The organism is Enterococcus dongliensis (assembly GCF_031927985.1).
Lineage (GTDB): Bacteria > Bacillota > Bacilli > Lactobacillales > Enterococcaceae > Enterococcus_A > Enterococcus_A dongliensis.
Genome location: NZ_JARPZC010000009.1, coordinates 68,648 through 81,856, shown reverse-complemented (window position 1 = coordinate 81,856; position 13,209 = coordinate 68,648). Strand labels below are relative to the sequence as shown.

16 protein-coding genes and 1 other annotated feature are annotated in these 13,209 nt (G+C 37.9%); of the genes, 13 read left to right on the top strand and 3 right to left on the bottom strand.

Features of this window, described 5'->3' with window-relative positions; translation table 11 throughout:
* Nucleotides 1-5: 5 nt before the first annotated feature.
* The 5 genes from P7D84_RS08120 to P7D84_RS08100 are packed head-to-tail and all read left to right on the top strand — an operon-like array spanning nt 6 to nt 4,226.
* The gene (locus tag P7D84_RS08120) at nt 6-2,198 is read left to right on the top strand and encodes a BppU family phage baseplate upper protein (RefSeq protein ID WP_311805940.1); all 2,193 of its coding nucleotides are present in this window, start codon (nt 6-8) and stop codon (nt 2,196-2,198) included.
* A 43-nt stretch (nt 2,199-2,241) separates the two neighbouring features.
* Entirely contained in the window at nt 2,242-2,400 is a 159-nt protein-coding gene (locus tag P7D84_RS08115) for a hypothetical protein (protein ID WP_311805939.1), read from the top strand.
* Nucleotides 2,401-2,460: 60 nt separating this feature from the next.
* On the top strand, nt 2,461-2,760 hold the full coding sequence (locus tag P7D84_RS08110) for a hypothetical protein (protein WP_311805938.1): 300 nt from the start codon (nt 2,461-2,463) through the stop codon (nt 2,758-2,760).
* Nucleotides 2,757-2,993 (top strand): phage holin, encoded by a 237-nt coding sequence (locus tag P7D84_RS08105; protein WP_311805936.1) that lies wholly within the window; start codon nt 2,757-2,759, stop codon nt 2,991-2,993. The genes P7D84_RS08110 and P7D84_RS08105 overlap by 4 nt, the downstream gene beginning before the upstream one ends.
* A gap of 12 nt (nt 2,994-3,005) precedes the next feature.
* The gene (locus P7D84_RS08100) at nt 3,006-4,226 is read left to right on the top strand and encodes a GH25 family lysozyme (protein WP_311805934.1); all 1,221 of its coding nucleotides are present in this window, start codon (nt 3,006-3,008) and stop codon (nt 4,224-4,226) included.
* Nucleotides 4,227-4,356: 130 nt separating this feature from the next.
* On the opposite strand, the gene P7D84_RS08095 is transcribed toward P7D84_RS08100, so the two are convergent.
* The 3 genes from P7D84_RS08095 to P7D84_RS08085 form a co-directional block, all read right to left on the bottom strand.
* Nucleotides 4,357-4,551 carry a hypothetical protein gene (locus P7D84_RS08095; RefSeq protein ID WP_311805932.1) on the bottom strand — a complete coding sequence of 65 codons (195 nt, stop codon included), beginning with the start codon at nt 4,549-4,551 and terminating at the stop codon, nt 4,357-4,359.
* Nucleotides 4,551-4,814, bottom strand: a complete 264-nt coding sequence (locus P7D84_RS08090; protein WP_311805930.1) for a hypothetical protein — start codon at nt 4,812-4,814, stop codon at nt 4,551-4,553. The genes P7D84_RS08095 and P7D84_RS08090 overlap by 1 nt, the downstream gene beginning before the upstream one ends.
* Before the next feature lie 201 nt (nt 4,815-5,015).
* Nucleotides 5,016-6,176, bottom strand: coding sequence for a LysM peptidoglycan-binding domain-containing protein (locus P7D84_RS08085; RefSeq protein ID WP_311805993.1), 1,161 nt, complete (start codon nt 6,174-6,176; stop codon nt 5,016-5,018).
* Nucleotides 6,177-6,492: 316 nt separating this feature from the next.
* Between P7D84_RS08085 and P7D84_RS08080 the strand changes: the two genes are divergently transcribed.
* From P7D84_RS08080 to sufC, 8 genes are all read left to right on the top strand, one after another.
* Nucleotides 6,493-7,113: a DUF1361 domain-containing protein gene (locus tag P7D84_RS08080; protein WP_311805929.1), complete on the top strand. Its 621-nt coding sequence runs from the start codon at nt 6,493-6,495 to the stop codon at nt 7,111-7,113.
* 89 nt (nt 7,114-7,202) lie between these two features.
* Entirely contained in the window at nt 7,203-8,396 is a 1,194-nt protein-coding gene (locus tag P7D84_RS08075; RefSeq protein ID WP_311805927.1) for an FtsW/RodA/SpoVE family cell cycle protein, read from the top strand.
* Complete coding sequence (locus P7D84_RS08070; RefSeq protein ID WP_311805925.1) at nt 8,389-8,748, top strand: arsenate reductase family protein; 360 nt, start codon at nt 8,389-8,391, stop codon at nt 8,746-8,748. Before P7D84_RS08075 ends, P7D84_RS08070 begins: the two co-directional genes overlap by 8 nt.
* On the top strand, nt 8,745-9,077 hold the full coding sequence (locus P7D84_RS08065; protein ID WP_311800274.1) for a glycine cleavage system H family protein: 333 nt from the start codon (nt 8,745-8,747) through the stop codon (nt 9,075-9,077). Before P7D84_RS08070 ends, P7D84_RS08065 begins: the two co-directional genes overlap by 4 nt.
* Nucleotides 9,078-9,137: 60 nt before the next feature.
* Nucleotides 9,138-9,391: a binding site (T-box leader), on the top strand.
* 70 nt (nt 9,392-9,461) lie between these two features.
* A complete protein-coding gene (locus P7D84_RS08060; RefSeq protein ID WP_311805924.1) occupies nt 9,462-10,496 on the top strand; it encodes a methionine ABC transporter ATP-binding protein in 1,035 nt (344 codons plus the stop codon).
* A complete protein-coding gene (locus P7D84_RS08055) occupies nt 10,489-11,175 on the top strand; it encodes a methionine ABC transporter permease (RefSeq protein ID WP_311805923.1) in 687 nt (228 codons plus the stop codon). Before P7D84_RS08060 ends, P7D84_RS08055 begins: the two co-directional genes overlap by 8 nt.
* Before the next feature lie 43 nt (nt 11,176-11,218).
* On the top strand, nt 11,219-12,061 hold the full coding sequence (locus tag P7D84_RS08050; RefSeq protein ID WP_311805922.1) for a MetQ/NlpA family ABC transporter substrate-binding protein: 843 nt from the start codon (nt 11,219-11,221) through the stop codon (nt 12,059-12,061).
* A gap of 375 nt (nt 12,062-12,436) precedes the next feature.
* A complete protein-coding gene (sufC, locus tag P7D84_RS08045) occupies nt 12,437-13,207 on the top strand; it encodes a Fe-S cluster assembly ATPase SufC (RefSeq protein ID WP_311805920.1) in 771 nt (256 codons plus the stop codon).
* The last annotated feature ends 2 nt before the right edge of the window (nt 13,208-13,209 follow it).

Below are 13,209 nucleotides of genomic sequence, written 5' to 3'. Positions count from 1 at the left end.
GATTAGTGGCTAAATGGAACCTGCAATTAAGCACAACAGAACCGAACAATGATGTCGGTCTGATTAAAATACGACAAGCCGATGAAGAAACACAGACATTAGCCGTTGAAATTACAGAAAATGGTCTGCCAAAGATATATGAAGGATTTCAAGTTTTCTTCTGTGCAAAGCTAGGACAATCTGAAGGACTAGGGATTGTTGAACAAAAATTAAAGCCGGAAGAAATGACTAGCCCAGAATCAGGGAAACTTGAGTACACAATGCGCAATGAGGACTGGCAGCAGATTGGCCGCCAAACAGCATATTTTAGTTTTCGGAAAATGAAAGATGAACACGATTTTATTGAACAATTTACTACACGTGATTTTACATTTGATGTTATTAAAAGTATTTATTCTGACGGTCTAAAGGAAGTAAAAAAAGATGGGAGTACGTATGTGTGGACAATCGAAGATTTAATTCGATTATTTAACGAGTACATGGCGAGCGGAAAGAGCGATTGGGAAGAATTCGTTGAACAGAATAGAGAAATTTTGGAGTCTGTTGACCCTGGAGGCAAAATTCTTGGCGAGATTATCTTAGCGCGCGGTGGGGCGCAGACGCTTGGGGAGAGGTTGGATAGTGAGAAGGCTGAGGTTAGTGCGCGGTTGCAACAAACCGAGAGCCAATTCAGATTAAAAGAAGAGGATGAATCCGCTGAATTGGGAGCGGAATTAACAAGTGGGTCGGGATGGATTTCACAAGGTTGGACAGGCGACTATCCAAGTGGATTTAAACACGTAGTTGGACAAACTACTCCGCTAATCTACCCATTGGGCGCAACAGCAGGAAAGTTATATCAAATAAACTTAACCGTTGATGATACAGACCTTATGAACAGTGGATTTAAGTTCTTCGTAACTATTGGAGATTCAGAACCTTTCGAGATGTATAAAGGTGTCGGAGGGACTATTGAGTATTCAAGGGGAATTAAAGCTGTTAATGATGGTGATTTGAAGATTACTCCTACTTCGGATTTTACAGGAGTAATTAAAAACATTTCAGTTAAAGAAATCGTAGGAATGATAGAGCCTACAACCGTAGTTCAAGACTCCCTCGGCAGAAATGTTTACGAAGAACGTCCTACGAAAGCAGACTTAAATAATATATTCGAAGGTAAAAACGTAGGTCAAAATAACACAAATGGTGATGAAAATACAATCGTCGGACATAACGCTATGAGTGAGAACCTTAGTGGTTTCTGGAATAGCGCACTAGGTTTTGAAGCCATGCAAAAGAATATTAACGGTTCTCGTAATATAGCAATTGGTCGATGGTCTTTGCGTGAGTTGATAAGTGGACACCGCAACATAGCAGTCGGAACGTTTGCATTACACCGCGTAACGACAGGGTTTAATAACATCGGTATTGGATCGGATTCTGGTTGGAATACGACAACTGGTGAAGCTAACATTGCGATAGGGACTGTTTCACTCGATAAAAATACGACAGGTAGTTTTAACATTGCGATTGGATATAACGCACTTAGTAATAACTTAACTAATAGCTTTAACGTAGCTATTGGACACCACGCTTTAAGATTAAACACTACTAATAATAACACCGCCATCGGAGCGTTTGCTTTATCTGAAACTGTAGGTAGTGGCGGTCAAACCGCAATAGGTTATCAGGCATTGAAGGTATCTACTGGCACAAATAACACAGCAGTTGGACAGCAGGTTGCTTTAAACCTAAAAGGCGGGAACGATAATACAGTCGTTGGAAGAGTTGGTTTACTAGGGTTAGTTGCTGGTTCAAGCAATACGGTAATAGGTTCTAATGGCGCAAGGTACATGACCGAAGGGAACCGAAACACTTTAATCGGAAATGAAGTCGGTCATACTCTCACGTCTGGTGATGATAACATATTAATCGGTAATAGAGTAACAACGCCTACGGCAGAAACTAACAATTATTTGAATATAGGTAACTTAATTTATGGGGATTTAGCTACTAATAAAATAGGGATTGGGTTAGATAATCCACTTGCTAGATTGCACTTAGGCGCAGGTACAACATCAGTTCCTCCGATAAGGATAAATGGTGGTGTGCTACTATCTACTCCGATGAATGGGGCAATTGAATCAGACGGAAGTTACTTATACTTTACAAATAGCGCAGGAAATCGATTGAGAATTGTTGCGGAAAACGTAGCTTAAAAATCGAGGATCTTTTAATTCGCAAAAATTAGGAGGAAGAAAAATGAATTATCATTTAACAGACGAAGAAATGAATTATATTTTGAATTTATTAGCGGAGAGGCCTTACAAGGAATCGGCGCTGTTAGTCGAAAATATCAAAATGCAGTATGCGAATCAAATCGCAGAATTTGATAAAAAGTCAGCGGAAAAAGAATTATAAGAGTTATACGAAATAGAGTAGCGCTTTTGCGTTGCTCTTTTTTAATGGAGATGATGGAATTTGTTAAATGTAGGAGAGTTAGCAACATGGGCTGGTTGGTTTGCGACGATTGCCGGATTAATTCTTTTGGTGATTCGACCAATTTTGACGAGTTTCACTAAAATATCGGACAATCTAACGAAGATGGCACACAGCTTAGACTTAATCAATCGTGATTTAGAGATGAGTAAATCTGATCGTGTATCTATCCACAATGAGCTGAAGAATCATGATGAGCGTTTAGATCGTCACAACGAGCGATTAATTGAACACACTGAACAGATTAAAACATTGTTTAAAGAAAGTGGGGTAAAACAATGAAACTAAGCAACAAACAGTACGACTTTATCAAGCGATTTTTGACGATTGGAGTACCAGGAATTACCGCTTGTATCGTTACTTTAGGCGGACTGTACGGCTTTGACACGAAGATTATTGTGGGGACGATTACGGCGCTTGCTACGTTGTCAGGGGTACTTTTAAACGTAGTTAGTAATAATTATAGTTCTGATGATAGTGTAGACAAACACGATCAAGAGAATAATATTCAGTAAGGAGGAAATTAAATGGTACTAAATGGAATCGATATTGCCAGTTGGCAATCAGGAATCAACGTAGGTGCAAATGGAGTAGCTGCCGACTTTGTTATCATTAAAGCTACTGGCGGAACCGGGTATGTGAACCCTGATTGCGACCGAGCTTTTCAACAAGCGATCAAAAGTGGTAAAAAAGTTGCGGTATATCATTATGCGCATGAATTAGGTTTTCAAGGTACTGCACAACAAGAAGCAGAATTTTTCTTAAAAAATGTTCAGGGTTACATTGGAAAAGCTATTCTAGTCCTAGATTGGGAATCTGACAATAAAGGTGATGTCGCATGGGCGAAAGCTTGGTTAGATCATGTGCAAAGTAAGACGGGCGTTAAGCCGCTGTTTTACACCTACACAGCTGTTTTAAATAGTTACAACTTTAGTAGTATTGCTAACGCAGATTATGGGTTGTGGGTAGCGAATTATGGTTCTGATGCACCACAAGGATATTCGCAACCAAAACCGCCGGCTTCTCCTTACTGGAAATCGACAGTGATTTATCAGTACACATCTAATGGCAGATTGAATGGTTGGAATGGCCGATTAGATTTAAACGTGTTTTATGGTGATAAGAAAACTTGGGACGCATACGCAGGAATCAAATCTAGTAGTACGCCAACTCCAAGCGTACCCACGCCGTCTAAACCAACGCCAGCTCCCACACCGCAAGCCAAGAAAAACGGGATTGCTATTGACAACGTATCAAAAGACCAAGCAACGAAGATAGTCCAACGTGTTCAGACTAATTATGCGTGGACGCTATTAAGAGACAAAGTGAAAGCTGTATTGCAGCCAAACAAAGTGTACACAGGAGTAATTAAAACGGGTACAACAGCTCGCTTAAACGTTTCTTTAGCACGAGTGAAACAAGAGCTGTCAAGCTACCAAAAGGGCTATATTCAATCAAATATAGCTATTGTTGACGGTGACAAACCTACTAGCCGTATCGAGGTTCGAAATTTGAACGAGAAACAAGCGAAGTGGTTCGATGACCACATGCGGAAAATGTTGAAAGATATCTTGCTAGATGGACAAACCTACGCTGAGAAAAACAGCTATGGTACTTATGACGTTCGTGTGAAAGGTGAAGGATTCAATGATCATGACGCACCAATTGTATTGAAGCAAATTCGAGATATGGGTAAAGCGAAAGATTTGAAAATTGACCCTACCCACATTAAAGGATTTAAATATTAAAAAATGCCCTCTACTTTTTAGCAGGGGGCTTTGTTTTTATTTATACTTCGCGTTAGACTTGGCAAACGCATAATACATAGAAATTCTAAACTCATCAATGTCAGCCTTTCCTAAGTAGGCAGCAATAAAATCAAGATTCATTTTTTTCCTTCAGCACTTCTTTTGCTAAGTTAATAATATCATGTAATTGATCTTTATTAGCGTGAAGTCGAATAAAACTTTTTGCTGCAGAAAAACTCTTTAGATTACGTCTGCGAATCTTAGCAGTTTCGCTAAGACTCGCTTCATAATCACGTTGATTTTTTGCGTTATAATTTCCAGCCATTATTTAGTTCCTTTCTCATTTTTCAAGACATATTTTTTTCCATATCCAGTAGCGCCAAAGTTCGTTTCAACTTGTTTCAATTGTTCTTTACCATATTTTGCGATCAACGCCTTGTCATAAACTCTGCTTGCAGCTTTTAGGTTCATGTCAGTTCCAAGAACTTCATTTACTCCGTAACGTCCTGCCTCAACAATCGCATCTACTGAAAACTCTTTGTCTGTGTAATCTCCAATTTCATTATCAAATACGTTTACTTTCATCATATTAATCTTCCTTTCTTGTTCTTTTCTATACTTTTATTATAGTACATGTACTATAAATAAGCAAGTGTTAAATACGACTTATTTGAACTTTTTTTCAAAAAATACCTTCTCAAGAAGAGAAGGTATGTGGATTGATTATAAATTTAGCAATTCTTTTTTCTTTGTATCCATTAGTCCTAGTCAGTTGTGGAGGTCTTTTTTCTATTTAACTTTTATTTGCTGTCCCGGCTCAAAGTAATAGCTATCTGCATTCATTCCATTTGAATCGAATAGTTCATCGACAGTTATACCATATCGCTCCGCAACTTGCTGTGGACTTTCACCTGCTTGAACTGTTCCATATTGAGTATCTGTGTTTGAGGTATCGTTTTGTTGGATAGTTTGTTCTTGCTGGGTTTGGGACTGTTGTTGAGCAGCTTGCTCTTGCTGAGTTTGTTGTTGTTCTTGACTATCAGCTGTAAAATTATTTATGTTTTCATTTTGCGCATCTTGAGAACTAGAAGAACTTGTATCGAAACTTACGGGTGTTAAGGTCAGATCAGCATTATCTACATACTTATCGACGACTTCTTTTGGCAAATCCCCATTGAACTGCATTAACACTAATTTATCCTCATTCGCAGCAGTATAGGAAAAGGTCATAGATGATTCTTTACCAAGATCATCATAATACTTTTTGGTATCGTTCAAATCATCTATAGTTTTAAATGAGAAAATACGTGCATTCTGATATTCGCCATCAGATCCCATTTGTACATCAAAAATCATTCCGTTTTTTGCTTTTAATGGTCCTAATCCGTAATCAGCTTTTGTCATTTTTCTAGGGTCATTGACTTCTAGACCATCTTTTTTGAACTGTTCAATTATTTTTGATAAATTTACTGTTTTTCTTTCTTCAGAAGATGAGCTAGTACTAGTAGTAGAAGAATCTTTTGTGCTAGCTTTCTTTGAATAAGGGATCAGCACTAATTTTTGAGCATCCTTTTCATCAGGAGTCAAAACGATGTTCTCCCCATCTTTTTTTATAGCATAATCATTATCCAACTTTAAATCTTCTTCGATTAAATGGATAGTTTTTCCTTTTAATTCATATTCCACTTTATATTTGATATTTTCCGCGATTTGTTTTCCAAGATCTTCACCCATTTTTTCCCATTCATTGGTCGCTTCACTTTTCATAGAAGACATATCTGGAGTCCATGTCATTATATGATCGCTAAATGATACCCTAAAATTTATCTCTTCCTCATTTTCTTTCATATCCATTTGCCAATCACGTGCCTTTAAATCTTCCGTGGTTACTTTGTTTCCACACGCGGTCAAAAATAGAGAAAGAATCACTAATGATAAAACCCCAACCATCTTTTTCAAAATATAACCCTCTTTCATTAGATAGTATGCTTTCAAGAATATTGTATCATGAGCGCTAAAACTTTGTGCCAATTTTTGTGCCAAAAATTTTTTTAACGAATATCAACCAATAGTATATAATAGTAAAATGACGGTAGAAACGGAATTAAGAAATACTCAATTTTCAACGTATTTGAAGCGCGGTTGCCTGCAGCTGGCACTACGATAAAGCCGTCTTATCAAGGACTATTCTTTGATGATGACGGCTTTTTCTTATATGCTCTAAAGGTGTAGTCAAAAACTATGAGATTATTTTTGAGGGAGAAAAATGAAGAAAGTTTATCTGTTTCATTTAAGCGTATTGATCTATATACTATTTATGCATGTCACTCAAGAAACATTTTCTTTTATGGGATTGAATGTCTTTTTGGCGTGGCTGCCGTTTATTTTTGCTCAGCTTTTTTTAGATTTGGAAAACAAGGGACGCTGGCTCTTCATGCCATTGTGGCTATTATTTTTTCCAAATACGCCTTATTTATTAACAGATCTGTTTCATTTAGCTAGTTTACAGATCTACCAGGCTGGCGGGCATTTTTTGAATACTACCAGTGATTGGTGGGCCTATCTAACGTTGCTTTTGCCGGTGTTGGTCATGGTTTTTAGCGGGATGGCTCAAGTATTCAATTTATTTTCAGCAATCAAATTATCACGAGGCCAAAAAATAGGAAGTTTTGTCATTCTTTCTCTTTTATCTAGCATCGCGATTTACCTTGGACGTTTCGCCAGAATCCATTCAATTGAATTGCTGGTCCATCCAGTAACTGTTTTGAAATTATTGCTAGGTGATTGGCCTGTTGAGAAAATTCAATTTGTTTTGATATTCAGTATTTTACAGTTAGGAATCTGGGGATTAATCTATTTTTTACAACGAGGCAGTCAAGAAGAATAAAGATTTTGCAAAGTCAGCGGAGTCGGCTTTTCTTTGAGCAAAGAAGCGTCTATAATAATACGAGTATACTGGTGGAAAAGAGATGAACGATGGATAAACTAAGAAATAATAATGACAGCCGGATTGATTACGGCGTTATTTTACCTGTTTTTATATTATGTTTGATAGGATTGCTTTCCTTGTATGTCGCATTGACTCAAGATCCAAGAAATCCGAATGTTTTTCGAGGATTGGCGATGCAATCGATTTGGTATTTAGTCGGAGCGTTAGCAGTTGTCATTATCATCCATTTGGATGCGAAGCTTTTGTGGCGCTTGACGCCATTTTTATATGTGATCGGTTTAGCCGTCATGTTGGCTTTATTGAAATTTTATGATCCGACTTTAGCCGCTTCAACCGGTTCAAAAAACTGGTTTAAAATTGGGACATTGACTTTTCAACCTTCTGAGTTAATGAAGATTGCTTATATTTTAATGATGGCTCTAATTATTACCAAACATAATGTGACCAATAAATTGCATAGTTTAAAAACCGATGCACAGCTGATTGGGAAATTATTATTGGTCACATTACCAGTTTCAGGTCTTGTATTGGCACAAAAAGATTTTGGGACCATGTTAGTCTTTTTGGCTATTTTTGCGGGTATGTTTTTAATGTCAGGAATCTCTTGGTTGATTTTGGTTCCGGCAATGGCATTAGCAGTCATTCTGGGTGGAACGTTAATCTTTTTAGTTACGACAGATGCCGGCCGAGAATTATTGACACATATCGGTTTTAAGAATTATCAATTTGCACGGATTGATTCATGGTTAGAGCCTTTTCACGATCCTCAAGGAAAAAGTTTCCAATTAGCGCATGCGCTAATGGCAATCGGTTCTGGCGGAATGCTGGGGACGGGGTATAATGTCAGTAATGTGTATGTGCCTGTCCGAGAGTCTGATATGATCTTTACTGTTATCGGTGAGAACTTTGGTTTTGTTGGCGGCGCTTTTGTGATTTTGCTTTATTTTATATTGATTTATCGCATGATTCGTTTGTGTTTTGATATGAATAACGAATTTTATGCGTATATCGCTTCAGGAATTGTAATGATGATGCTGTTTCATGTTTTCGAAAATATCGGTGCCAATATCGGCTTGCTGCCGCTGACCGGGATTCCGTTACCTTTTATCAGTCAAGGGGGTTCATCGATCTTAGGAAATATGATCGGGATCGGTTTGATTTTATCCATGCGTTATCAAAGCGCAAATAAGCAACCTGTAAGGAGGACGCGTCGTGGTTAAATTTTATTGGTATCCTAAATGTTCTACTTGTCGTAAAGCCAAGGCTTGGTTAGATCAAGCCGATGTGGATTATGAGACCATCGATTTGGTTCAAGCGACCCCTTCAGCCGCTGCATTTGAAAAGTGGCTGACAGCTAGCGAGCTGCCTATCCGAAAATTTTTTAACACAAGCGGGATGAGATATCGTGAATTAGGGTTAAAAGATAAAGTAGCAGATTTATCGATAAAAGAAGCTAGTGAATTGTTAGCAAGTGACGGGATGCTAGTAAAGCGCCCATTACTGATTAAAGAGGATCAATTTTTATTAAATGGATTTAAAGAAACTATCTATGAAGGAGTGTTTAACAAATGAGTTACTTGAAAAAGCATGAAGGTCTATGGATTTTACACAATGACAAGGATTATTGTATAGGATTGACTGCAGAACAAGCTGAAGCGCTGGGTGAAATGACATTTATCTCATTGCCTAAAATTGGACAAGCAGTCAAGGCTGGTGAACCCTTACTAGAGATTGAAGCAGAAAAAGCAGTACAAGAATTTAAAAGTCCGTTAACAGGTGTCGTTTCTTCGATCAATGAAAAAGTCTCGGCTGATCCTAAAGCACTGGATACAAAAGACGAATTAGATGCTTGGATCTTATCTTTACGTGAAGTTGACGTAAACGAGTTTGAAAACTTGTAAAAAAAATCAGTTGGTGTTTGACAGGATGAAATCAGCCTGATATAATCCTTTCATACACATGAGAAAGCGATGAAAAGAAAAGTACATCTGATTAAAGTACAAAGAGAGCTCCGGTATGCTGAAAAGGAGTTATGGCAATGAGATGGAAAATGGTCTTTGAGCAGGATGGACGAAGCAATTGCCTAGTCTGTCACGGGAGTGCCCGTTATAGCGCCTCAGTATGCGGATTATGCAAGTACTGGCAGAGGTTTGTGATCGTAAGGTCAAAACGAATTTTAGGTGGTAACATGGAAGTCATAGCTTTCGTCCTAAGTGTACAGTTGTACATATTAGGGCGAGAGCTTTTTTGTATTTTCGGTTATTGAGAAAGGGAGTAAGTAAAAGATGGCGTTGATTGAGTTAAATCAAGTGGGAAAAAGTTTCGCCGGTAAAACAGGACCGATCCACGCAGTCGCTGGAATCAATTTAGCAATCGAAGAAAAGGATGTCTACGGCATCGTAGGTTATTCAGGTGCCGGTAAAAGTACATTGGTTCGACTGTTAAACGGATTAGAAACACCGACAAGCGGCCAAGTTTTAGTCAATGGTGAAGATGTCGCTAAATTACAAGGAGCGTCGTTAAGAACTTTTCGTAAAAAAGTTGGCATGATTTTCCAACATTTCAATTTATTGTGGTCACGAACAGTGATTGAAAATATTCAACTTCCGCTAGAATTAGCAGGCGTAGAAAAAAGCCAGCGTCAAAAAAGAGCAGAAGAATTATTGAGTTTAGTTGGTCTTGACGGCCGAGGTGATGCGTACCCATCGCAATTATCGGGTGGACAAAAACAACGTGTTGGCATTGCTCGTGCGTTGGCAAATGATCCAGATATTTTACTTTGTGATGAGGCCACTAGTGCATTGGATCCTCAGACAACAGAAGAAGTATTGGAATTATTAGCAGATATCAATCAAAAATTAGGGCTAACAATTGTGCTGATTACGCACGAGATGAATGTGGTCCGTAAAATCTGTAACAAGGTCGCGGTGATGGAATTAGGAAAAATCGTGGAAGAAGGTTCTGTTCGTGAAGTTTTCCGCCATCCAAAACAGGAAGTGACCAAGATCTTCGTTCATCAAGACCTTGAACCAAAAGCAGATCCATCTGCTTTGTTAGCAGAATTTATCAAAGAGAATCCAACAGGGACATTAGTGACACTACAATTTTTAGAAAACAATGCCAATGAACCAGTAGTTTCGCAAGCGATTCGTAAATTTCCAATCAATGTCAGCATCGTTTATGGAAATATTGAACGGGCACCGGGAAGTTCTTTTGGGACATTGACGGTTCAATTAACGGGTGAACCAAGAGACATCGATTTGGCAATTGATTTTATCAAGAGTCAGCAAGTTGGAGTGGAGGTGCTGCATCGTGGATAAAAGTTTCTCTGAGACGTATTTAAATTTCCAACAAGTTACGTGGGATACATTGAAAGAAGCAATTAATGATACTTTGTTTATGACGATTATTTCAATGGTGATTGTGTTTGTTTTAGGCTTGTTGCTTGGATTATTGCTTTATTCATTGGGACGCAAACACTCCAGTTCCCGCAGTGTGTTATATGGATTGGTTTCGATTTTTAGCAATATTTTCCGTTCGACCCCATTTATGATCTTGATGGTTTTGATCATTCCGTTTACCAAAACGTTAGTAGGGACGATGTTAGGTGCTAAAGCGGCAATTCCAGCACTAGTTTTATCAGCAGCACCGTTTTATGCTCGTTTAGTTGAAATCGCCTTTCGTGAAGTTGATTCCGGTGTTTTAGAAGCGGCGGATTCGATGGGAGCTAGCTATTTCCAAACGATTTATAAGGTTTTGATTCCGGAAAGTTTGCCAGCATTGATCTCAGGTTTGACCGTGACTTCTGTTTCTATGATTGGTTTTACCGCAATGGCTGGTGCAATCGGAGCAGGTGGGCTTGGAGCTTTAGCATGGCAAGAAGGTTATCAACGAGGAAATTACACAGTTACTTTAGTGGCAACAGTGATCATTTTGATCATTGTCTTCATCGTCCAAGGCATCGGAGATTTCTTGACGAAGAAAACAGATAAACGTTAGCAAAAATTATAGAATCTATTAAATTATTCAGGGGGAATTATTAATGAAAAAGAAAATTTTGGGATTTGCAGCAGCAGCGTTATTAACAATCGGATTAGCAGCTTGTGGCAATAGCGGTTCAGACTCAGCAGATAGCAGCAGTAAAGAAGAAAGCAAAACATTGGTCGTTGGTGCATCACCAACACCGCATGCAGAGATTTTAGAACACGTGAAACCATTACTTGAAAAAGAAGGCGTGAAGTTAGAGATTAAAAAATTCGATGACTACGTATTGCCAAACAAAGCGTTGGCAGATGGTGACATCGATGTCAACTACTTCCAACACAAACCATTCTTTAACAAAGCTGTAAAAGAAAATGATTATAAATTTTCTGATGTCGGCGCAGCTCACATCGAACCAATGGGTCTATACTCTAAAAAAATCAAAGATATCAAAGAATTGAAAAATGGTGCAACAATCATTACGTCAAATTCTGAATCTGACTGGGGACGTATCATCACAATCTTACAAGACGCTGATCTAGTAAAAGTTAAAGAAGGTGTTGATTTGGAAACTGCAACATTCGAAGACATCGCTGAAAACCCTAAGGAATTGAAATTTGAACATTCTATCGATCCTGCTTTACTTGCAACAACATATGGAAACGATGAAGGTGATCTTGTTGCTATCAATGCGAACTTCGCTTATGGAGCTGGCTTGAACCCAGTCAAAGATGCTATTTTACTTGAAAAAGATACTTCACCATATGCAAATATTTTAGCTGTTCGTACAGAAGATAAAAACGATGCACGCGTGAAGAAATTAGTAAAAATCTTACATGAAAAAGATGTTCAAGACTGGATCCTAGAAAAATGGGACGGCTCTGTAAAACCAGTTGAAAAATAAAGTAAATGTAGCACTGAAAGAAAGACTCTTTCAGTGCTATTTTTTCGTTAGATCCATATGTGTAGTAGATTTTCGGCTGAAAAATACTGGACAATAGATAAATTTTCAAAATAAGCAATTTTTTACGATTGAAAGAAGAAGTTTGTGGTAAGTTTCATTCAAGTTTTTAGATTGTTCAATCGATCAAAGAAAACGCTAGTCAGTAGTTTACAAAAAATTTATAGTTTTGGAATAAGATCATTTAGGAAAGCGAATTTATAATAATTCTAAATAAAAAAGTCATTTATTAGAAGAAAATGAGTAAATCAGTTTGTATTCCATTCTCATTTAGTCTAAAATATATGAGAACGAGAAAAAAATTTTGGAGGTACTTTCATGTCAGTTTTAGAAATCAAAGACTTGCACGTTGCCATTGATGATAAAGAAATTTTAAAAGGTGTAAACCTTGTGATGAAAACGGGTGAGATTCATGCCATCATGGGACCCAATGGTACTGGTAAATCTACTTTATCAGCAGCAGTCATGGGTAATCCCAATTATGAAGTCACGAAAGGCGAAATCCTGTTTGATGGCAAAAATATTTTAGACTTGGAAGTCGATGAACGGGCGCGTTTAGGTTTGTTTTTAGCGATGCAATATCCAAGTGAGATTCCAGGAATCAGTAATGCTGAGTTCATGCGTGCGGCAATCAATGCTCGCCGTGAAGAAAACGAAAAAATCTCTGTCATGCAATTCTTGAAAAAATTAGATAAAAAAATGGCATTGTTGAATATGCCTGAAGAAATGGCAGAACGCTATTTAAATGAAGGTTTTTCAGGTGGAGAAAAGAAACGGAATGAACTTTTACAATTATTAATGATTGAACCTACTTTTGCAATCTTAGATGAAATCGATTCTGGGTTAGACATCGATGCATTGAAAGTTGTTTCTAAAGGGATCAATGAAATGCGCAACAAAGAATTTGGTGCGTTAATCATTACTCATTACCAACGCCTATTGAACTACATCGTACCTGACGTGGTACACATTATGATGGATGGACGTGTCGTTATGACAGGGGATGCAGAACTAGCGAAACGTTTAGAAGCTGAAGGTTATGCAGGAATCTCTGCTGAATTAGGTATCGATTACAAAGAAGAAGTTTAGGA

Coding starts and splice junctions, on each gene's coding strand:
- P7D84_RS08115 (WP_311805939.1), top strand. CDS start 2,242: ATGAATTATCATTTAACAGACGAAGAAATGAATTATATTTTGAATTTA.
- P7D84_RS08105 (WP_311805936.1), top strand. CDS start 2,757: ATGAAACTAAGCAACAAACAGTACGACTTTATCAAGCGATTTTTGACG.
- P7D84_RS08100 (WP_311805934.1), top strand. CDS start 3,006: ATGGTACTAAATGGAATCGATATTGCCAGTTGGCAATCAGGAATCAAC.
- P7D84_RS08095 (WP_311805932.1), bottom strand. CDS start 4,551: ATGGCTGGAAATTATAACGCAAAAAATCAACGTGATTATGAAGCGAGT.
- P7D84_RS08090 (WP_311805930.1), bottom strand. CDS start 4,814: ATGATGAAAGTAAACGTATTTGATAATGAAATTGGAGATTACACAGAC.
- P7D84_RS08085 (WP_311805993.1), bottom strand. CDS start 6,176: ATGGTTGGGGTTTTATCATTAGTGATTCTTTCTCTATTTTTGACCGCG.
- P7D84_RS08080 (WP_311805929.1), top strand. CDS start 6,493: ATGAAGAAAGTTTATCTGTTTCATTTAAGCGTATTGATCTATATACTA.
- P7D84_RS08075 (WP_311805927.1), top strand. CDS start 7,203: ATGGATAAACTAAGAAATAATAATGACAGCCGGATTGATTACGGCGTT.
- P7D84_RS08065 (WP_311800274.1), top strand. CDS start 8,745: ATGAGTTACTTGAAAAAGCATGAAGGTCTATGGATTTTACACAATGAC.
- P7D84_RS08060 (WP_311805924.1), top strand. CDS start 9,462: ATGGCGTTGATTGAGTTAAATCAAGTGGGAAAAAGTTTCGCCGGTAAA.
- P7D84_RS08050 (WP_311805922.1), top strand. CDS start 11,219: ATGAAAAAGAAAATTTTGGGATTTGCAGCAGCAGCGTTATTAACAATC.
- sufC (WP_311805920.1), top strand. CDS start 12,437: ATGTCAGTTTTAGAAATCAAAGACTTGCACGTTGCCATTGATGATAAA.